We start from the raw sequence: 18,743 nt of genomic DNA, 5'->3' as shown, positions 1-18,743 counted from the left end.
GGGAGGCGCTATCACGCGCCGCCATCGTTCCGCGGTCGTGATCCTAGTCGTGGACGCCGGTCCGTGGCAGGTTCGCACACATCCGATTCAGCGTCGTCTCTGCGCGGACGCGGTCGAGGAACGCCAGCTGGGCGGTCTTGTCCGGCAGCGTGATCTGCCGTCCGCGCTCGAAGCCGAGCATCTCCAGGACGGCGAGCGAGCGCGCGTTGCGCACGTCCGGCTCGACCACGATCCTGCGGGCACTCGGCGGTCCGAGCACGAACCCCACGAATGTTCGCAGCAGGATCGCCCACTGCTCCTCGCGCGTCGCGACGTGCTCGCCGAGGAAGAAGTGCATCCCGACGTCGCCTGGCTCCGGCTCGTAACACTCCCCCACCGGGTCGTGCTCGGGCAGATAGGTCTGGAGCAGCATGAACGGCACGTCGTCGCGGCATACCAGGAACGCGTGGTGCGTCGTGAGTCCGTCGACGTACGCGTAGAGGTCGCAGAGCTCCTGCGCGGTCAGCCCCTGCAGTCCCCAGAAGCGCGCGCGTGGCGCGGTCATCCACGGGTGGATCGTCGTGAGGTCGCCCTCGGGATCGAGGACGCGGACCGTGACGGTCCCGAACCCGTCGACGACGTCGGTACGCAGGACCTCTCCCCGTGTGCCGGTGATCAGGCGGTCGTCCGCGGTCGTGCTCACAGCAGGTCCTCCTCGACGAGTGCGTCCCAGGCGGTGACGACCGGGCTCGACCCAGCCGCCAGCCAGGTCGCGAGCTGATCGGTGGCGTGGGGGCTGTCCGCATCGCCGGCCGCGCCGAACGGGACTCCCCACCGGCTCGCATCGCGGTCCGAGAGGTCCCAGATCCAGCGCGCCACCGAACCACGCCAGCAGACGTCGCTCACGCCAGGGGTGCTCGCCGTGGCGCGGACGGTGTCGCCGTCGCCCGACAGGCCCGTCCGTTCGAGGGCGGCGAAGGTCGCGCCCGGCACTCCGTCGAGCACCCGCACCGGGTCCAGCAGATGGGTGTCGCCCCAGGTGCTAGGCGCACGGACCGACGCGACCTCCTCCAGCGCACCGCGGACGAGCGAGGCGGTGTCGATCCCGAGCGTCGCCGCTGCGCCACGACCGTCCAGCAGGGCGTGCAGCCCCTCACCGACGCGGGCACGGACGTCCATCCACGGCGCATAAACCGCGCCCATGCCGTGGGGCTCGTGCAACGGTGCGAGGACGGGGAGGGCAGCGATCCGACGGACGAGCGCTGCGCGCCACGCGGCGTACGCGCCCGCCTCGGCGCTGTCGGCGAGCATCTGGCGGTCCCATCGCTGCAAGCGGCTGACGAGGTCCTGTGCGGCAGGACTGAGGGCCTCGTCGGCGGCGTCGGGCAGATGACGAAGCAGCGCGTCGGCGCCGAGCGAGACGGTGTCACCGTGGATCTCGGCCATGTCGTCGACCCCGACCTGCTCGCCCGCGAGATCGGCGAGGCGGGCACGGATCCGCGCTGCACGGTACGGCGGGGCGTAGGCGTAGCCGAGTGCGAGGGCAGGGTCGTCGGGTCGCTCGTTCGCGTCGACGGCGCGGTCGCCCACCGAACGGGCGGGTGGCACCGGCTGCCAGGAGACGTCGTCCGCGCCCTCGCCCCACCCCTCGCGCGGGAGCCGGCGCGCCGCACCGCCCGTGTCGGGGACCCGCCCGACGGTCCGGCTCAGCACCGTCCCCTCACGATCGGCGACCAGCAGCCGGTTGACGGGATCGATCCAGCGCTCGTACGCCGTCGCCACGTCCTCGGCGCTGCGCGCACGCAGCAGCGGACGCATCGCGGCGATCCCGAGGTCGGCGCTCGCTCGCGCCGGGAACCGCGCAGACAGCGCCGGCATCTCGTCACCGCTCGCGGGCAGCGCCTCGAGCTCCGCGACGACGACCCCGCGCACCGTCTCGACCCACGGCACCTCCACCGCGGTGTCGGTGTCCCGGACGAGGACCTGCTCCCACCCGGACTCGGCCGGCTCCCAGCCGCCTGGCCCGTAGGCCTCGACGCCCCCGTCGGGAGTGCCGCGGAGTCGCTCGCGGAAGACGTCGATGTGGTGCGCCATAGCGTTCGTGATGCCCCATGCGACCGAGCCCGCGTGCCCGAAGTGCGCCACGCCGGGCACACCGGGGAACGCCAGCCCGACGACGTCGACGCCCGGACATGCCAGCCGCACCTGTTGATAGACGCCCGGGATCTCCAGGACGCGGTGCGGGTCGCCCGCGAGGATCGGCAGCCCCGTACGGGTCAGTGCGCCGTGCACCGCCCACGCGTTGCTCCCCGAGCCGCCCGCATCGGCCTGGAAGAGGTCGACGACCTCCTCACCGTGGGTGCGCGCGAGCGTGCGGTGCACGTGCTCGCGCCACAGCAGGGCCGGCAGATCAGAGAAGAGGACGTGGGCGACGTGCAGGATGCCGAGCGGCGCCCAGTCAGGCCACCGCGCCTCGGGGAGGACAGCGTTGACTCCCGCGACGTACGCCGCGACCCACTCCTGATCCTGCGCGTCGAGCCGCTCGTACGCGGTGCGGGCCGTGTCGGCGAGCCGGGCCTGGCGCGCGAAGCGGTCCCACGGCACCCCGCCGTCCCCGACGTGCTCGGCGAGACGACCCCCCGTACGCCAGTGCTCGACCTGGATCTGGCCGCCACGGTCGTGAGCCGTCACCCGCCCCTGGGCTTCAGCCAGCGCGAGCATCGACTCCGCGCGCAGGTGTGGCACGCCGTACGAGTCGCGGAACAGTCGCGCGGTCATGCCGGCACGGCGACCGCGCTGCGGGCGATCGGGTTCGCGAGGGTGCCTGCATAGATCAGCGAGTCCGACTGGCTCGCGAGGTCGACCATCTGCAGCGTGTTGCGCAGCTGGAGCCGGTTGAGGCACGAGTGGGCGAACCGGTCGGCACGCAGGTCCACCCGCGGCGCGAGCCCCGGGTGCTCCGCGGCGTGCCGGTCCACGCACTCGGCGACCAGCGCCCAGAAGCGACTCTCGGGCAGGACGCCGTCGACGTGCAGGATGCCGGCGAGGTGGCGCAGGACGCCGTCGAACACGTCGGTGAAGATCGCGAGCGCCTGCTCGTCGGCGTCGACCGGCTGCCGGATCCGGGAGACCTCCTCGGGCAGGTCGCGATCGCGGAGCACCACGACCTCCTCCCCCACGTCCTTCATGAGCGCGCGGCGCGGCACGTGGTCGGCGATCACGAGGATGACGTTCTCGCCGTGCGGCATGAAGGCGAGGTCGTGCGCGAGAAGGCAGTGGACGACCGGCCGCAGGTAGGCGTGGAGGTACTGCGCGACCCACACGTCAGCACTGAGGCCCGACGCGCGGATCATCGCGGTCGCGTAGGCGTGGCCGTCGCGATCGCGGTGGAGCAACGACGCCATCGTCGCGAGGCGCTCGTCCGCACCGAGCCGCGGCACTGGGCTCTCCCGCCACAGCGCGGCAACCATCTTGCGGTGGGCCGAGGGTGTCGACGTGCGGTGGTACACGTCGCCGGTATACCCGATCGACGCGCGCTCGCGCAGCACCTCGAACTGGCATGCGGCGAGTGTCGGGTCGGCACCGACCAGTGCGGCGACCCAGTCGTTGATCGCCGGGGTATGCCGCATGTACGCCGGGGAGAGCCCGCGCAGGAACCCCATGTTCTGGATGGCGAGCGCCGTCTTCACGTAGTGACGGTCCGATCGCGACATGTTGAACATCGTCCGGATCGACTGCTGCGCCTGGTAGGCGTCGGCCCCCGGACCGAGCGGCACCAGGTCACGCCGCGCCACGTCCGGCGCGAAGGTGATCGCCAGCCGCGTGTCCCACTGCCAGGGGTGGACGGGCAGGAGCCGGTACGCCGCAGGGTCGAGCCCCTGGTCCGTGAGACGCGAGGCGAAGCGCGCGCGCTCCTCGGCGTCGAGCTCCCCCTCGTACAGCGACGTCTCGTCCAGCCCGTCGCCGAGCGCCAGGTGGGAGACCTCACGCCGTACAGCGACCCACTGCAGCGAGAACGGGCGGCCTACCTCCGGGGCGAACCGCTCGTACGCGTCGAGCCCGAATCCGATGCGGCCGTTGTTGGCGACGAAGCCGGGGTGGCCCTCGGTCATCGCGGACTCGACCGTCTGGAGATCGGCGGTGAGCAGCTCGAGCGCGGACGGCCCTCCCTGGTGGATCTTGTACGCCGCGGCGGCGAGCGTTGCCGCGATCTCCTCGAGGTAGGTCGCGAGGAGGGCGTCGGGGATCTCCAGGAGCGGCTGCAGCTCGACCACGAGCTCGGACGCGTCGAGCATCCGCGGCACGCCGTCGACCGTACGGGTCAGCGAGGCCTCGTCGATGGCCCAGTGCTCAAGGCGCAGCTGCTGCGCGCGGAAGCGGTAGACGACGGTGCGGTCGGCGAGCGCGACCTCGTACGTCCCGGAAACGTCGTCGGCAGCGGTCGCCTCGTCGACGCGGACCGGAGCCAGCAGACGCTCGTGGGCGAACTCCGCGAGAGCCTTGGCGACGAGGTGTCGCTGGGCCGCGGCCATCGTGCGCGGGTTCAGATGGGGTGCGGGGTGGGTCATCGTGCTCCTCCTGCGAGCGTGCTGCGGGCGAAGTCGTCGCGGGTGCAGACCGACAGCCGTGCGATCTTGTCGCCGAGCCGGACCTCGCGCAGCCCGCGGAATCCGGCCTGGGCGTTCTTGCGGGCGATCGCCTCGTTGCGGACGTCCGGCTCGACCACCACGCGCCGAGCGCCGAGCGTCTCGAAGCACAGGCGCATCACGCTGGCCATCACCGCCCCGGTCAGGCCACGACGAGGGTGCTCGCCCGGTGCGGACACGAGCACGTGCATGCCGAGGTCGCCCGGCTGCGCGTCGTGGACGTCGGTGAGCAGCACCTTCGCGGGGTCGTACGTCTCGGCGAAGAACGTCGGCGTCCCCTCGACGGACCCCAGCCACGCGTCCTGGTGCGGGTCGGCGTCGAGGCCGTCGAGGTAGCGGCGCACCTGCGCCTCGTCGAGGTCGGACATCTGCCAGAACGCGGCGTGCGGGTCGGCGAGCCAGCGTCCGACGAGCGCCGCGTCGCGCGAAGGGACGACACGGTCGATCGCGATCTCGCCCACCGCCGTCGCGACGACGAGGGAGGGTGTGCGCGCGGTCATCGCAGCCTCGCCTCCTCGCGGGCCTGCGACCGTACGGGGCTCGCGTCGGCGGGCAGCCCGAACTCCTGGAAGGCGATGCGCTGCTCGACCGGATAGACGTCGCGACCGGTGATGGCGGCGAGGATCGTGGAGCTGCGCCATGCCCCGAACCCGAGGTCCGGAGCCGTGATGCCGTGCGTGTGCTCCTCGCCGTTCTGCACGAAGACCCTGCGTCGCTCGCCGTCGACGGCGTAGTCGCGGCTCACCGCGAACCTGCCGAGCTCGTCGAACGCGAGCAGGTCGCGGATCGGCTCGAGGCACCCGGGCACGCTCGCCGCGTACCCGGTCGCGAGCACGAGCGCGTCCGTACGCCGCTCGTACTCCTCGCCGAGCTGGTCGTGCCGCAGGCGCAGGACGTACTCGTCGCCGGTCCACGTCGCGTCGACGAGCGCGGTGTCGGTGAGCAGGCTCGTCGGGACGGGCCCGTCGACGCTCTTGCGGTAGAGCGTGTCGTAGATGTCGTCGACGAGGTCGCCGCTGATGCCCTTGTAGAGGCCGCGCTGCTCGCGGCCGAGAAGCTCGCGCAGCTCCAGCGGCAGCCCGTGGAAGTGGTCGGTGTACTCCGGCGACGTCATCTCGAGCGTGAGCTTGGTGTACTCCATCGGGAAGAAGCGCGGCGAGCGCGTGATCCAGTCGAGCCGGTACGTCTCGGCGCGGGTGTCCTCGAGCAGGTCGCGGTAGATCTCAGCCGCGGACTGCCCGCTCCCGACGATCGTGATGCTCCCCGCGTCGCGCAGCGTCTCGCGGTGCCGCAGGTAGTCGGCGCTGTGCAGCCACGGGCCGGCGAGGTCGCGCGCTGCTGGCGGCACCGTCGGACGGGTGCCGGTGCCGAGGACGAGGTGCCGAGCCCGGTACGTCTCGGTCTCACCGTCCGCGCACCGCGCGCGTACGACGTACGTGTCGTCGTGCGGGTCGTGCTCGACGGCCTCGACACGCCGCCCCCAGCGCAGCGAGTCGAGCTGGCCAGCGGCCCAGCGGCAGTATGCGTCGTACTCTGCGCGCAGCGGATAGAAGCTCTCACGGATGTAGAACGGGTAGAGCCGACCGGTCGCCTTGAGGAAGCTCAGGAACGAGTACGGCGAGGTCGGGTCGGCCATCGTCACGAGGTCGGCCAGGAACGGAACCTGGATCGTCGAGCCCTCGATCATCATCCCGGGGTGCCAGCGGAACTCCGGTGACTCGTCGAGGAACAACGCCTCGACGTCGTCAAGCGGGTCGGAGAGGCACGCGAGCCCGAGGTTGAACGGGCCGATCCCGATGCCCACGAGGTCGTACGTCATCGCGCCCCCGCCCCCTGCGGATCGAGCGGTCGCCACGCCTCTCGTGCGCGCTCTCCCTCTTCTTTCACGACGTCCAGCACACCCCGTACGTCCTCCACGGTCGCGTCCGGGTTCAGCAGGGTGAGCTTGAGGCACGGCCGCCCGTCCACGACGGTCTTGGCGACCAGCGCGCGCCCGGAGGCGAGCATCGCTGAGCGGATCATCGGGACGAGCCTGTCGGCCTCGACGTCGGGCGTCCCCCACGGCTGGTAGCGGAACAGCACCGTGCTCAGGTCGGTCCGGGCGAGGAGCCGGAGGTCGGGGTCCGCCTCGACGACCCGATGGACGTCGGCGGCCAGGTCGAGCACGCGGTCGAACATCGCGCCCACACCGTCCGCCCCGAGCGCACGCAGCGTCGCCCAGAGCTTGAGCGCGTCGAAGCGCCGTGTCGTCTGCAGGGACGTGTCGACCTGGTTCGGCTCCTCGGCGCCCTCGGGGTTGAGGTAGTCGGCGTGCCATCCGGACCTGGTGAGGTCGGCCCGCTCGCGGACGACGATCGCGCTGGACGAGACCGGCTGGAAGAAGGTCTTGTGGAAGTCGACCGTCACCGAGCGGGCGCGCTCGATCCCGGACAGCAGGTCACGGCGCGTGGGCGAGACGAGCAGGCCTCCTCCGTACGCGGCGTCGACGTGCAGCCACGCGCCGTAGGACTCGCAGACGCCGGCGATCGCGTCGAGCGGATCGATGCACCCGCGGTCGGTCGTCCCCGCCGTGGCGACGACGGCCATCGGGATCTGGCCGGTGCGCTCGATGACGTCGAGCGTCATCCGCAGCGCGGCGGGATCCATCCGGCCGTCGGCGTCGGTGGGGACCGCGACGACGGCGTCCTCGCCGAGACCGAGCAGCAGCGCCGACTTCTGGACACTGAAGTGGCTGGTGTCGGTGGCGACGACGAGCATCCGCTGCTGGAGCGCGGCGCGGTCGGCCCCGGTGAGGAGGCCGGTGCCGTGCACGGCCAGCGCTCCCTCACGAGCGAGGAAGAGCGCGTGCAGGTTCGACTGGGTCCCCCCGGAGGTGAACACGCCGCTGCCGTGCGCATAGCCGATGCGGCGCGCAGTCCACGCGATGAGGTGGCGCTCCATGAAGGTCCCGACGGTCGACTGGTCGTACGTGTCGACCGACGTGTTCACAGCGGCGAGGACCGCCTCCGCCGCGACGGCGGGGACGGCGACCGGGCAGTTCAGGTGTGCGGCGTACGCCGGATGGTGGAACCAGACCGCATTGTCGACGAACATCTCGTCGATCTCGCGCAGTGCGGCGGTGTCGCCGACCGGTGGGGCGTCCAGGTCGACGGCGGCGACGAGGCCCTCGAGCGTCTCGCGGGGTTCCCCGGAGAAGGGGGCGGATCGTTCGGCGACACGCGCGGCCAGTCGGTCGACGACGGCGTGAAGGGTGTCGGCGTAGCGTGCGGAGGTGGCGTTCGTCAGCAGGGACGACGAGGTCATGCGGGCTCCTCTGGCTCTCGGTACGGATGTCGTTCCAGGCGGCGCGGGAGACGCGCTTAATTAGGTTTGGCTTGCCTAAGTTAGCGCACCTCGGCATTGCCCGCTCGCGCACTGCTTCACATCGCATACGGTGGCGAGGTGAGTTCCCAAGACAGTTCGCGAGAGACACCCGACGGGGTGCACGACAACACCCGCACCGTCGAGGCCGGCGTCGTCACCGACTTCCGCGACCGGATGACGTACGGGGGCTATCTCGACCTCGACACGCTGCTCTCCGCGCAGCGTCCGGTGAGCAGCCCCGAGCACCATGACGAGCTGCTGTTCATCGTTCAGCACCAGACGACCGAGCTGTGGCTCAAGCTGGTGCTGCACGAGCTGGAGAGCGCCTGCCGGCTGCTGCGCGCGGACGAGCTCGGGCCCGCGCTCAAACGGATCGCGCGCGTCAAGCACGTGCAGGCGACCCTGGCCGAGCAGTGGTCGGTGCTGGCGACGCTGACGCCGTCGGAGTACGCGCAGTTCCGCGGCGTGCTCGGCAACGCCAGCGGCTTCCAGTCCTACCAGTACCGCGCCGTCGAGTTCGTTCTCGGCAACAAGAACGCCGCGATGCTCAAGGTCTTCGACGCCGAGCCCAGGCAGCAGGCGATGCTGCGCCGCGTGTTGGAGGAGCCGTCGCTGTACGACGAGCTGCTGCGCTACCTCGCACGAGCGGGCTACCCCATCCCCGAGGCGGTGCTGACGCGCGACGTGACGAAGGCGTGGACGTTCACCCCTGAGCTGGTGCCGGTGTTCACCGCGATCTATGCCGACACCGAGGCGAACTGGTCGGCGTACGAGACGTGCGAAGAGCTCGTCGACCTCGAGGAGAACTTCCAGCTCTGGCGCTTCCGCCACCTGCGCACGGTCGCGCGGATCATCGGGCACAAGCGCGGCACGGGCGGGTCGAGCGGCATCCCGTTCCTGCAGCGTGCGCTCGACCTCACGTTCTTCCCCGAGCTCTTCGCCGTACGGACCGAGATCGGCAGCTGAGGTGAGCGTGCCGCGGGTCGTCGACCACCACGTCCACCTCCAGCTCGTCGACGTCGCGGCACTGACACGCAGCGACCTGGGCGGAGTGGTCGACCTGGGTGCGAACCCGTCGGTGGTGGCCGGGCTCGCGACGTCGTTGGCCGCGGCAGGCGGGCTGCGGGCCACGTACGCGGGGGCGTTCCTCACCGCGCCGGGCGGCTACCCGAGCGACCGGCCGTGGTGCCCCGAGGGCGGCGTCTACGAGGTCCGCTCCCCCGGTGATGCCGGCGTCGCCGTGGCCGAGCAGGTGTCGTACGGGGCGACCGTCGTCAAGGTGACGCTGCACGCCGACGCCGGGCCCGTGCTCGATGAGGGGACGCTGTCCGCGGTCGTCGCGGCGGCACACGCGTACGAGCTGCCGGTCGTCGCTCATGTGGAGGGCGTCGGGATGACGGCGCGTGCACTCGCCACCGGTGTCGACGCCCTCGCACATACGCCGTGGACCGAGCGGGTCGACGACGCGCTCGTGGACGCTGCCGTACGGGGTGGTCAGTGCTGGATCTCGACGCTCGCGATCCACGCGGGCGACCAGACTGCGGAGGCTGTCGCGCTCGACAACCTGCGGCGCTTCCAGGCCGCGGGCGGCCGGGTCCTCTATGGCACCGATCTCGGCAACGGCGACCTGCCGCTCGGCGTCAACGACGCGGAGGTCGCGGCGCTGCGCCGTGCCGGCCTCGACGACGCCGCCCTCGAGACCGCGCTCACCGACCCCTGGCCCCACCCGTTGGTCGAGTAGTGACGTACTGCGCCTTGGCCAGCACACGAGGGCCAAAGAGGTGCCCCCCCCCCCGACCTGCCGTCCTGGTGAGCCACCGACACCACAGGTGAGCCACGCCGACTGGGTTCGCTCACCTCCTGCAACCGTGGCTCACCGCCCGCCGCGCGCCGCCGCCGAGCGCGGTCGGATGCCAGACTGCGAAGCAACCACCCGAGGAGTGTCGATGAGTATCAATGTCCCCGCCCTGGCCACCCCGTCCGCTGGTGCCGCGTTCGCGCGCACGACGGTCGAGCGGCGTGAGCTCGGTGAGCACGACGTGCTCCTCGACATCGCGTATGCGGGCATCTGCCACTCCGACATCCACCAGGCGCGCGAGGAGTGGGGCGCGTCGATCTTCCCGATGGTGCCCGGCCACGAGATCGCGGGGGTCGTGCGCGCGGTCGGCGATGGCGTCACCAAGCACACCGTCGGAGACCGTGTCGGCGTCGGCTGCTTCATCGACTCCTGCCGCGAGTGCACGAACTGCGTCGCGGGCGAGGAGCAGTTCTGTGAGCGCGGCAACGTGGCGACGTACAACGGCCGGTACGCCGACGGCTCCCCCACGTACGGCGGCTACTCGACGCAGATCGTGGTCGACGAGAACTACGTGCTCGGCATCCCCGAGGGCATCTCGCTCGACGTCGCCGCTCCCCTGCTGTGCGCCGGCATCACGACGTACTCGCCGCTCAAGCACTGGGGTGCCGGCCCGGGCGTCAAGGTCGCCGTCGTCGGCATGGGCGGGCTAGGACACCTCGCCGTCAAGATCGCGCACGCGCTCGGCGCCGAGGTCACCGTGCTCAGCCACACGCTGTCGAAGAAGGAGGACGGCCTGCGGTTCGGTGCCGACCACTACGAGACCGGCGATCGCGACACGCTGCGCCGCCTGCGCGGGTCGTTCGACCTCATCATCAACACGGTCTCGGCCGACCTCCCGGTCGACGCCTACCTCCGTACGCTCGCGCTCGACGGCACGATGGTGTTCGTCGGCGCGCCGGAGAACAAGCAGCAGTTCGCCGCCTTCTCCCTCATCGGAGGCCGTCGCAGCCTGACCGGCTCCAACATCGGCGGCATCCGCGAGACGCAGGAGATGCTCGACTTCTGCGCCAAGCACGGGATCGGCGCCGAGATCGAGACCATCACCGCCGACGACGTCGACAAGGCGTACGACCGGGTCGTGGCCTCCGACGTGCGCTATCGGTTCGTCATCGACACGGCCACGATCCCGGCCTGACGCGCGCCGAGGGCGGATCATGCAGGGATGACCGTCCTCGCCGTCGTCTTCGCCGCCCTGGCCGCGGCGCTCCACATCTGGATCTTCGTGATGGAGTCCGTGCGGTGGGAGCACCCGAGCACCCGCCGTACGTTCCAGATGAGCGCCGACGAGGCCGCCGCGACACGGGAGATGGCGTACAACCAGGGGTTCTACAACCTCTTCCTCGCGGTGACCACCCTCGCGGGGCTGGCGCTCCTCGGCACCGACCAGACGTCGGCCGGGCGTGCGCTCGTCTTTGCTGGGTGCGGCTCGATGGTCGCGGCAGCCGTGGTGCTGGTCGCGCGCTCGCCGCAGCGGCTGCGCGCTGGCGTCGCACAGGGAACGATCCCGCTCCTCGCCGTCGTCTCTCTTGCCGTTGCCACCGTCGGCTGACGTCGACGCTCACGTCAGCGGTGTCATGGTGTGGCGGTTCCGGTGGTGCTCGAGGGGGCCCACCGGGGCGCGCTTGGGCGTCCGAGCCGGCTGCACAGCCAGACCACGCACATAGTCGCGGAGCCGCTGCCGATGGACCCGCTCATGGTCCTCGACCCACGTGTCCGAGCGTCCGAGTGTCCGCCAGAACGTGTAGCCCCCGTGTCCGTCGGGGCGGATCTCCAACCTCCCGGTGTGCACGGCCACGTGGCAGCGCCGGCAGAGGCCGACAAGGTTGTCGAGATCGGTGCGGCCGCCGTCGCGATGCCACCAGGCGACGTGGTGCAGGTCGAGCGAGGTGTGGCGACAGCCCGGACCGGCGCAGCGGCCCTCCTGGCGCACCCGCACGGCATCACGCTGCTTGCCCGTCGCGAGTCGGCGCCTGCGCCCCACGTTGAGCACTGCGGCGTAGGGCGTCGGCCCGCCGGTCGTCCCGTGGGTCAGGATCGCCGTGTGGTCGGAGCCGCACGCAAGGAAGCCGTACAGGTCGGGCCCGATCGCACCGACCCCGTCCAGCTCCGGCGGCGCGGCTCCCGGCTGACCTGACAGCCATGTGGCGTCAACGGTCACGTGGACCTGCGGACGCGCACGGTGAGCACCGGGGAGCCCCTGCGCCAGCGCGGCATCGACGAGGTCGCTCAGCACGTCGATGCGTCGCTGCGCCGGTGTCCGGAGGTCGGCGAGCGCGGCGTCTTCACCAGCAGCGCCCGCGTCGCCGTCCGCCGCACAGGCGTCGATCCGGGGCGCGGATGCTCCCGTGAGCAGCGCCTTCAGCCGCGCACCGAGATCGAGGTCGACGAACCCGGTCACATGGAACCCGTCGCCGGCACGGGCGACCTGCAGGTCATGCCTATCCATGCCTCGCTGCCACGCCGCGTCGAGCCGCTCCGGATGGACGATCTCGTCAAGCCGGGTGATCGCCCGCCCGAGCTCGGACGGGTCGGCCTGCTTGGCCAGGGGCAGCAGGACGGTATCGGTCGCGTCAGCGAAGAGTGCGTGGTCGATCTTGCGCAGACCGCTCGTGAACTGCGCGACGTGTTCGAGACGCACCTCGCCGGCCAGCATCGCGTCACCCACGGCAGGGAGGCGACGCATGGTGTGCCCCGCGGCGCGCAGCGTGGCAGCGACGCGGTTGCTCAGCCGAAGCTCCCGACGCGCCCACGCCACCGCCGACGAAGCGCCCTCGTCGGCGTAGCCACCCGAGTCGTCGAGCTGCGCGAGCAAAGCCGCACGCAGCCCCTCCATGCGATCGGCCATCGCCTGGACCTGACGCAGGGCGGCGCGGGTCTGTGCGCCGTCGGCGAGGGCCGTCGGCTGCGCACTCACTGCCTCGAACGCCTGCGCCCAGGCACTGTAGGTCCCTGCATCGAACATGTGTCCATCCTGACGGCGATCACCGACGCCAAGAAGGGGACGTGCGACGACTGTGGACGGGGCGCGATGTCCACAGGGGCCTCGTGCACGGATGCCCGTTCAGCCGATCGCGGCAGCCATCCGCTCGACGATCTCGGTCAGGATCGCGCGCGACGTCGCCGTCGTGATCCGGACGTACCCCTCGCCACCCGCGCCGTACGGGAGCCCCGACCCGAGGGCCACCCTCGCCCGCTCCAGCATCACCGCGGCGGGGTCGTCACCCAGGCCGAGCGCACGGCAGTCGAGCCACGCGAGGTAGGTGGCGTCCGGACGGTTCCACTGCACCCCGGGCACTCGCTCCTCGAGCTCGCTCGCGAGGTGGTTGCGATTCTCGACCAGGCCACGCAGCGCCGCGTCGAGCCACTCGCCCCCGTCTCGCAGCGCCGCGGTGTGCGCGACGACGCCGAGCTGGCTCGCACCGTGGCCGACCACCTCGGGCATCCGCGCCAGGTCAGACGCGGCCTCCGGGCCCGCGAGCAGCACCGCCGCCTTCGCGCCCGCGAGGTTCCACGCCTTCGACGCCGACATCACCGTGAACGCGTCGTCGGCGCCGTCGACCGAGAGGTACGGGGTGAAGCTCGCGCCGTCGAGCACGATCGGCGCGTGGATCTCGTCGGCCACCACCCGTACCCCGTGCTCGCGGGCCAGGGCCGCGACGCCGGCCAGCTCCGTACGCGTGTGGGCGATGCCGGTGGGGTTCTGCGGGTTGCACAGCAGGTACGCCGCCGCCCGCCCGCCCGCGCTCGCCCGCGCGAACGCCTCCCCCAGCACATCGAGGTCGAGGCGTCCGTCGGCCCCGAGCGGGGCCTCGACGACCTCGCGGTCGGCCTTCGCCATGAAGTCGAAGAACGGCGGGTACACCGGTGGGCTCACCACGACCGCCGCCCCCGACTCGGTGACGAGGCGTACGGTCTCGCTCAGCCCGGTCATGACGTCGGCGACGAGCAGCGTCCGCTCGACCGCCACGCCGTCCCAACCCCACCGCTTGGAGGCGAACGCCGCCAGCGCCTCGGCGTACCCGTCCCCGAACGCGTACCCCGTGTCGCCTCGGCGAACGGCGTCGGTGACGGCGCGGACCACCGGCTCGGCAAGGTCGACGTCCATCTCGGCGACGAACGACGGCAGCACGTCAGGCGGGTACAGCCGCCACTTCACGCTCGTGCGCGTACGGAGGTCGGCCAGGGTCAGCTGCTCGAACGGGTTCGGAGTGCTCACCCCTCCATCCTTACCGAGCCGCGGTCAGGCGGGCGACACGGCGCGGGTTCACGGCGTCCCGGTACGACCCGCGCGCCGGCCGCACCTCGAGGTGCAGGTGCGGCCCGTCGGGCGCGCCGCGAGCACCGCTTCGCCCGATCAGGTCGCCCTTGCGCACGCGCTCTCCGTGCTTCACCGCCCGCGACCGCAGGTGCCCGAGGAGGATGTCCCTGCCTCGCGAGCGGAGGATGACGGCACGGTTCCCGTACGCCGAACCGAGCCCGCGGGTGACGACGCGACCCGACACCCCGGCGTACACGCGCGTCCCCTTGGGCATGTCGAGGTCCAGCCCGTGGTGGAAGCCGCGCCCGCCCGCGCAGCGCGACGAGGCGGGATACCACGGCGCGCGGGTGCAGCCGTACGGGATCATCGTGCGGTGGGCGCCGGCGAACCACGGCGACGTGGAGCAGCGCTTGTCTTTCGTCCAGAACCGCTTGACCCCCGACGGCGTCGGCCGTGGGCCGACCTTGCACGCAGGTGCTGCGCGAACCGCCGGGCCCGCCTCCCACGGCCCGATGCGGACCGTCGTGCCGTTGCCGATGTCCAGCGACTCCGTCGTGGTCGCGGCGACCGGCTCCTGCCCGCGGGCGAGCTGGAGCACAAGAACGGTGAGGCGCTCGGTCTCAGCGCCGGCGAGGTCCCCCGTCCACTCGAGGTTCGCGTACGCCTCCCCTGCGGGTCCGAGGGTCACCCGGTGCACGCGCGTGTCCTCGCCGGTGCGCTGCCGCTGCGCCGCAGTGATGTCCAGCGGCGCACCGCTCTCCCCACGACCGCCGATCCCGGGGAAGCCGCGGACGACGCACGTCGAATCCGAGTCGTTGCGGAGGGCGACGCGGGTGAAGCGGTGGCCGAGGGCCGGCTCGATCGGGGTCAGGGCGAGCGACATGTCCTCGGGGGCACAGGTGCGCGCTGTCGACGTCCCGGTCGCCGGCAGGACGAGGAGGTCGGCGGTCGCGTCCGCCGGCACCGTGGTGACCGGGGCGTCCGACGATGGCGCCGTCGTCGTCGCCGCCGAGGGCGTGCGCTGGGCGGCAGGCTCGACGGTCGGACCCGCGCACCCCGCGAGGAAGAGCAGCAGGGTCACGAGGAGCGGTACGGACGTACGTCGCATCTGGGCAACCTACGCCGGTCGCGGCTCGCGGGCGCGATGCGGCTCCCGCAGGAAGAGGTAGAGCGGCAGCGCCAGGGACAGCCCGACGAGGCAGCTCGCCGGCAGGACGAGCCACCATCGTCCAACGGCTAGCTCGCGCGCGTCCCGCCACGACCACACCCAGAAGACCACCAGCGAGATCAGCACGTCCACCGCGAAACCGCCCGCCGCGCCATTCGTGAACAGGGACTGAGCGAAGAGCGGGAGGTCCACCCCCTCCTCGGCGAAGAAGGCACCGAAGAACACCCACGGGACGATCGTGCCGACGACGGCGGCAGACGCGTAGAAGAGCCTCATGGCGCCAGTCTCGTCCACCACCTGTTCAGCGCGTGCGGTCCCAGTACGCGACATGGCTACGGTGGAGCCACTCGTCGACCCAGCGGCGGTCGGGCTCGGCAGGGACCGTCGTCCGGGTCGAGAGGGCGACGAGCCGCGCCTCCGCGCGGTCGATCCGGTCGAGCACGTCCGCCTGCGCCACCTCACCCCGTCGCACCGCGCGGAGGTACGCGCCGTCCTCGTCCGGCACAGGCAGGGTGAGGCGTCCCTCCGTCATCAGCTCGACGCCCTGAAGCCCGAGGCGGAGCGCGTGCATCGCGACCTTCGTGTAGTAGCCGTGACGCGCCGCCAGCTCGGGCCGGTTGGTGTGCGTGCCGACGCCGCCGGTCATCGCTGCCCGCTGTGCACGGAGGTATCCGAGGATGCGGCCAGCAGCCAGCCTGGAGACGAACCGGTGCGCGTTCGCGACGAGCTCGGCGCCCGCCTCGTCGCGGAAGACGACCTCCTCGTCGGGGACGAAGAGCACCAGGAGGACCGTCGGGTTCCCCGAGACCGCGAGGCGGCACCACTTGCGTGCCGCGTACACGATCACGTCGAGGTCCCCCGCGTCGGACCTGTTGGCGAGCCCGCCGGGCTGGTCCCACACGGTGTGCCGCTCGTACTGCTCGAACCGCAGCCTCGCACGCGCGTCGAGGCCGCTCGGCACGCGCGCCAGCCCGGTCACGAACGACTGCGGCTCGAGGCAGATGCCCATCTCGTCGCGATCGTCCTGACCGCTGATCGCAGTGCCGTGGACGCCCGACCCGACCTGGGTCCTGAGGATCAGTCCGTCCTCGGCGATCCGTCGCGCCTCCTCGGAGGCGTGCGGATGGGCGTACGCCGGGGGAAGCGTCCGGTCACCGGCGACCACGGTTGCGCTGCTCACGCAGGGACCGTAGCCGCCCCGCCGTGTCGAAGCATCCGGTTTCTCAGGCGTCAGGCGTCCGCGTACTGCGCGACCAGCTCCGCGCCGATCCGCGCGAGCTCAGCACGTACGGCGTCGCCCTCGACGACCTCGACCCGCGCGCCCCACCCTGAAAGCTGCTCGGCCACCGAGACCGCCGTATGGGCGGCCACGCGCACCCGGACGAGCCCGTCGGGTCGCGGCTCTCCCGGCTCGCAGTGCTGACCGAAGTGGTCGCGCAGGATCGGCACGAAGCGCGCCTCGGTGAGCACGACCGCGGCGACGGGCGAGCGTCGCGCCTCCATCGTCGCGACCACCTCGTCCCACGCCTCCTCCAGTGCCAGGCCGTCGGGGCGCGCCGAGGGTTCGTCGGTGACCTCGGCGGACGCGACGCGGTCGACGCGGAACGTCCTCCTCCCCCGCTCCGTCCCGGCGATCAGGTACCAGCGGTCGTCCTTGTCGACGAGCCCCCACGGGTCGACGAGCCGCTCAGTCGCGCCGGCCCTGCCCTCGTACGAGAGGCGGACCCGGCGGCGCCGTACGACCGCGTCCTGCAGGCGGTCCACCAGCGGCGGGCGCTGCCGGTCGGTGCCTCCCCACGGGGTCGCGTCGACGTGGACCGCCTCCGCGGCGGCTTCGGCGTCCGCCCTGAACGTCTGCGGAAGCGCCCGGACCAGCTTGCGCAGCGCCGACCGCAGCTCGGGCGCACCCGACGCGGCCGGGCCGGCGAGGAGGAACAACGCGCGTGCCTCCGGGGCGGTCAGCCCCGTGAGGTCCGTACGGGCTCCGCCGACGAGCGACCATCCGCCGCCACGTCCGGGCTGCGGATACACAGGGACGCCTGCGGCGGCCAGCGCCTCGAGATCGCGCCGAGCAGTCGCCACCGACACCTCGAGCTCCGTGGCGACCTCCGCGGCCGTGACCCGACCACGCGACTGCATGAGAAGGACGGTGGCGACGAGACGGTCCGCACGCATGTCTCACACTCTCCCAGGAAAAGTGCTCAATTGGTGAGCACTTCAACGCAGAGGATGGATCTATCGACCACGACAGAAAGGCACCACCATGCTTCGCGGACTCGCCACCGTCAGCTTCTTCGCCACCGACCTCCCTGCCGCACGCGACTGGTACGCCGAGGTGCTCGGCGTCGCGCCGTACTACGCCTTCCCGAACGCCGAGGCACCCGGCTACGTCGAGTTCCGGCTCGGCGACCATCAGCACGAGCTCGGCCTCATCGACGCCCGGTACGCCCCGCCCGGGCAGACCGAGCAGCCCGGTGGCGCCATCGTGTACTGGCACGTCGACGACCTGCAGGGCACGCTCGACCGTCTCCTCGCCCACGGCGCGACCGAACACCTCCCGGTCACCGCGCAGGGCGACGGCGAGGGATTCGTCACCGCCTCGGTCATCGACCCGTTCGGCAACATCCTCGGGATCATGACCAACCCGCACTACCTCGAGATGCTCAACAAGATGACGGCGACGGGGTCACGCGCCTAGATTGCGAAGGTGATGTTCGACGTCGCCGCGCAGTCGTACCAGCGCTTCATGGGGCGGTTCTCCGAGCCGCTCGCGGACCGGTTCGTCCTCCTGGGCGACGTCCAGGCAGGACAGCGCGTGCTCGACGTCGGATGCGGCATCGGAGCGCTCACCGCACGACTCGCCGCGGTCGTCGGCGAGGACGCGGTCGCCGCGGTCGACCCGTCGGCACCGTTCGTCAAGGCCGTCCACGCACGCCTTCCGCAGGTCGACCTCCACCGGGCCTCGGCAGAGGACCTGCCCTTCCCCGACGGTCGCTTCGACGCGGTCCTGGCCCAGCTCGTCGTCCACTTCATGGCCGACCCGGTCGCCGGACTGCGCGAGATGCGGCGGGTCGCTGCTCCGGGCGCCCAGGTGGCCGCGTGCGTGTGGGACCACGAGGGCGGCACCGGCCCGCTCTCGACGTTCTGGAGCACCGTCCACGACCTCGATCCCGACGCGCCGGACGAGTCTGGGCTGGCGGGCAGCCGCGAGGGTCACCTGTCGGAGCTCTTCGCCGAAGCCGGGTTCGCCGACCCCGAGCCGTCGGCGCTGACCGTCACGGTGCCGTTCGCGACCTTCGACGAGTGGTGGGAGCCGTTCACGCTCGGCGTCGGCCCCGCAGGCGCGTACGTCGCCGATCTCGCGCCCGACGGCGTTGCCGAGCTCCGCGAACGCTGCCGCGCCGTCCTCCCCACGCCTCCGTTCGACGTGCCCGCGACCGCGTGGGCCGTACGGGCGCGGTCCTGAGCCTT

General features: G+C 71.8%; 18 protein-coding genes. 6 read left to right on the top strand and 12 right to left on the bottom strand.

What is annotated here, in order from left to right:
* Positions 1-43: 43 nt before the first annotated feature.
* From H4N58_RS09710 to H4N58_RS09685, 6 genes are read right to left on the bottom strand one after another with little or no spacing between them, the layout of a single operon-like run.
* Positions 44-682: a GNAT family N-acetyltransferase gene (locus H4N58_RS09710; protein ID WP_208322915.1), complete on the bottom strand. Its 639-nt coding sequence runs from the start codon at positions 680-682 to the stop codon at positions 44-46.
* Entirely contained in the window at positions 679-2,757 is a 2,079-nt protein-coding gene (locus H4N58_RS09705; protein WP_167251048.1) for a penicillin acylase family protein, read from the bottom strand. Before H4N58_RS09705 ends, H4N58_RS09710 begins: the two co-directional genes overlap by 4 nt.
* A complete protein-coding gene (locus H4N58_RS09700; RefSeq protein WP_167251050.1) occupies positions 2,754-4,547 on the bottom strand; it encodes an IucA/IucC family siderophore biosynthesis protein in 1,794 nt (597 codons plus the stop codon). The genes H4N58_RS09705 and H4N58_RS09700 overlap by 4 nt, the downstream gene beginning before the upstream one ends.
* Positions 4,544-5,125, bottom strand: coding sequence for a GNAT family N-acetyltransferase (locus tag H4N58_RS09695; protein ID WP_167251052.1), 582 nt, complete (start codon positions 5,123-5,125; stop codon positions 4,544-4,546). Before H4N58_RS09695 ends, H4N58_RS09700 begins: the two co-directional genes overlap by 4 nt.
* Positions 5,122-6,444, bottom strand: a complete 1,323-nt coding sequence (locus H4N58_RS09690) for a lysine N(6)-hydroxylase/L-ornithine N(5)-oxygenase family protein (protein WP_167251054.1) — start codon at positions 6,442-6,444, stop codon at positions 5,122-5,124. The genes H4N58_RS09695 and H4N58_RS09690 overlap by 4 nt, the downstream gene beginning before the upstream one ends.
* A complete protein-coding gene (locus tag H4N58_RS09685) occupies positions 6,441-7,928 on the bottom strand; it encodes a pyridoxal-dependent decarboxylase (RefSeq protein ID WP_167251056.1) in 1,488 nt (495 codons plus the stop codon). The genes H4N58_RS09690 and H4N58_RS09685 overlap by 4 nt, the downstream gene beginning before the upstream one ends.
* Positions 7,929-8,066: 138 nt before the next feature.
* Between H4N58_RS09685 and kynA the strand changes: the two genes are divergently transcribed.
* The 4 genes from kynA to H4N58_RS09665 all read left to right on the top strand — a co-directional run bounded on the left by kynA (position 8,067) and on the right by H4N58_RS09665 (position 11,395).
* The gene (gene kynA / locus H4N58_RS09680; protein ID WP_243845124.1) at positions 8,067-8,954 is read left to right on the top strand and encodes a tryptophan 2,3-dioxygenase; all 888 of its coding nucleotides are present in this window, start codon (positions 8,067-8,069) and stop codon (positions 8,952-8,954) included.
* A 1-nt stretch (position 8,955) separates the two neighbouring features.
* Positions 8,956-9,729: a hypothetical protein gene (locus H4N58_RS09675; protein ID WP_167251058.1), complete on the top strand. Its 774-nt coding sequence runs from the start codon at positions 8,956-8,958 to the stop codon at positions 9,727-9,729.
* Between the two features lie 205 nt (positions 9,730-9,934).
* Positions 9,935-10,981, top strand: coding sequence for an NAD(P)-dependent alcohol dehydrogenase (locus tag H4N58_RS09670; RefSeq protein ID WP_167251060.1), 1,047 nt, complete (start codon positions 9,935-9,937; stop codon positions 10,979-10,981).
* Positions 10,982-11,008: 27 nt separating this feature from the next.
* The gene (locus H4N58_RS09665) at positions 11,009-11,395 is read left to right on the top strand and encodes a DUF1304 domain-containing protein (RefSeq protein WP_167002527.1); all 387 of its coding nucleotides are present in this window, start codon (positions 11,009-11,011) and stop codon (positions 11,393-11,395) included.
* A gap of 9 nt (positions 11,396-11,404) precedes the next feature.
* Here the strand turns inward: H4N58_RS09665 and H4N58_RS09660 are convergent, their stop codons facing one another.
* From H4N58_RS09660 to H4N58_RS09635, 6 genes are all read right to left on the bottom strand, one after another.
* A complete protein-coding gene (locus tag H4N58_RS09660) occupies positions 11,405-12,808 on the bottom strand; it encodes an HNH endonuclease (RefSeq protein ID WP_167251062.1) in 1,404 nt (467 codons plus the stop codon).
* Between the two features lie 99 nt (positions 12,809-12,907).
* Positions 12,908-14,062 carry a MalY/PatB family protein gene (locus H4N58_RS09655; protein ID WP_167251064.1) on the bottom strand — a complete coding sequence of 385 codons (1,155 nt, stop codon included), beginning with the start codon at positions 14,060-14,062 and terminating at the stop codon, positions 12,908-12,910.
* Positions 14,063-14,072: 10 nt separating this feature from the next.
* Positions 14,073-15,212: a peptidoglycan DD-metalloendopeptidase family protein gene (locus H4N58_RS09650; RefSeq protein ID WP_167251066.1), complete on the bottom strand. Its 1,140-nt coding sequence runs from the start codon at positions 15,210-15,212 to the stop codon at positions 14,073-14,075.
* Positions 15,213-15,221: 9 nt separating this feature from the next.
* Entirely contained in the window at positions 15,222-15,548 is a 327-nt protein-coding gene (locus H4N58_RS09645; protein WP_167251068.1) for a DUF2834 domain-containing protein, read from the bottom strand.
* Positions 15,549-15,573: 25 nt separating this feature from the next.
* Positions 15,574-16,452: a DNA polymerase beta superfamily protein gene (locus H4N58_RS09640; protein WP_208322916.1), complete on the bottom strand. Its 879-nt coding sequence runs from the start codon at positions 16,450-16,452 to the stop codon at positions 15,574-15,576.
* 50 nt (positions 16,453-16,502) lie between these two features.
* Complete coding sequence (locus H4N58_RS09635; RefSeq protein ID WP_167251070.1) at positions 16,503-17,447, bottom strand: YafY family protein; 945 nt, start codon at positions 17,445-17,447, stop codon at positions 16,503-16,505.
* 88 nt (positions 17,448-17,535) lie between these two features.
* Here H4N58_RS09635 and H4N58_RS09630 point away from each other — a divergent pair, with 88 nt between their 5' ends.
* Together H4N58_RS09630 and H4N58_RS09625 are read left to right on the top strand one after the other, a co-directional pair.
* The gene (locus tag H4N58_RS09630; protein ID WP_167002516.1) at positions 17,536-17,970 is read left to right on the top strand and encodes a VOC family protein; all 435 of its coding nucleotides are present in this window, start codon (positions 17,536-17,538) and stop codon (positions 17,968-17,970) included.
* Positions 17,971-17,982: 12 nt separating this feature from the next.
* Positions 17,983-18,738: a class I SAM-dependent methyltransferase gene (locus H4N58_RS09625; RefSeq protein ID WP_243845130.1), complete on the top strand. Its 756-nt coding sequence runs from the start codon at positions 17,983-17,985 to the stop codon at positions 18,736-18,738.
* Positions 18,739-18,743 lie beyond the last annotated feature (5 nt).

Source organism: Mumia sp. ZJ1417 (assembly GCF_014127285.1).
In the GTDB taxonomy this organism is placed as follows: domain Bacteria; phylum Actinomycetota; class Actinomycetes; order Propionibacteriales; family Nocardioidaceae; genus Mumia.
This window is presented reverse-complemented; position numbering and strand designations above follow the sequence as displayed.

Bases quoted from the DNA above. Each gene is read 5' to 3' on its own strand.
- H4N58_RS09670 (WP_167251060.1), top strand. From the start codon at position 9,935: ATGAGTATCAATGTCCCCGCCCTGGCCACCCCGTCCGCTGGTGCCGCG.
- H4N58_RS09645 (WP_167251068.1), bottom strand. From the start codon at position 15,548: ATGAGGCTCTTCTACGCGTCTGCCGCCGTCGTCGGCACGATCGTCCCG.
- H4N58_RS09685 (WP_167251056.1), bottom strand. From the start codon at position 7,928: ATGACCTCGTCGTCCCTGCTGACGAACGCCACCTCCGCACGCTACGCC.
- H4N58_RS09660 (WP_167251062.1), bottom strand. From the start codon at position 12,808: ATGTTCGATGCAGGGACCTACAGTGCCTGGGCGCAGGCGTTCGAGGCA.
- H4N58_RS09690 (WP_167251054.1), bottom strand. From the start codon at position 6,444: ATGACGTACGACCTCGTGGGCATCGGGATCGGCCCGTTCAACCTCGGG.
- H4N58_RS09635 (WP_167251070.1), bottom strand. From the start codon at position 17,447: ATGCGTGCGGACCGTCTCGTCGCCACCGTCCTTCTCATGCAGTCGCGT.
- H4N58_RS09630 (WP_167002516.1), top strand. From the start codon at position 17,536: ATGCTTCGCGGACTCGCCACCGTCAGCTTCTTCGCCACCGACCTCCCT.
- H4N58_RS09650 (WP_167251066.1), bottom strand. From the start codon at position 15,212: ATGCGACGTACGTCCGTACCGCTCCTCGTGACCCTGCTGCTCTTCCTC.
- H4N58_RS09665 (WP_167002527.1), top strand. From the start codon at position 11,009: ATGACCGTCCTCGCCGTCGTCTTCGCCGCCCTGGCCGCGGCGCTCCAC.
- H4N58_RS09700 (WP_167251050.1), bottom strand. From the start codon at position 4,547: ATGACCCACCCCGCACCCCATCTGAACCCGCGCACGATGGCCGCGGCC.
- H4N58_RS09705 (WP_167251048.1), bottom strand. From the start codon at position 2,757: ATGACCGCGCGACTGTTCCGCGACTCGTACGGCGTGCCACACCTGCGC.
- H4N58_RS09695 (WP_167251052.1), bottom strand. From the start codon at position 5,125: ATGACCGCGCGCACACCCTCCCTCGTCGTCGCGACGGCGGTGGGCGAG.
- H4N58_RS09625 (WP_243845130.1), top strand. From the start codon at position 17,983: ATGTTCGACGTCGCCGCGCAGTCGTACCAGCGCTTCATGGGGCGGTTC.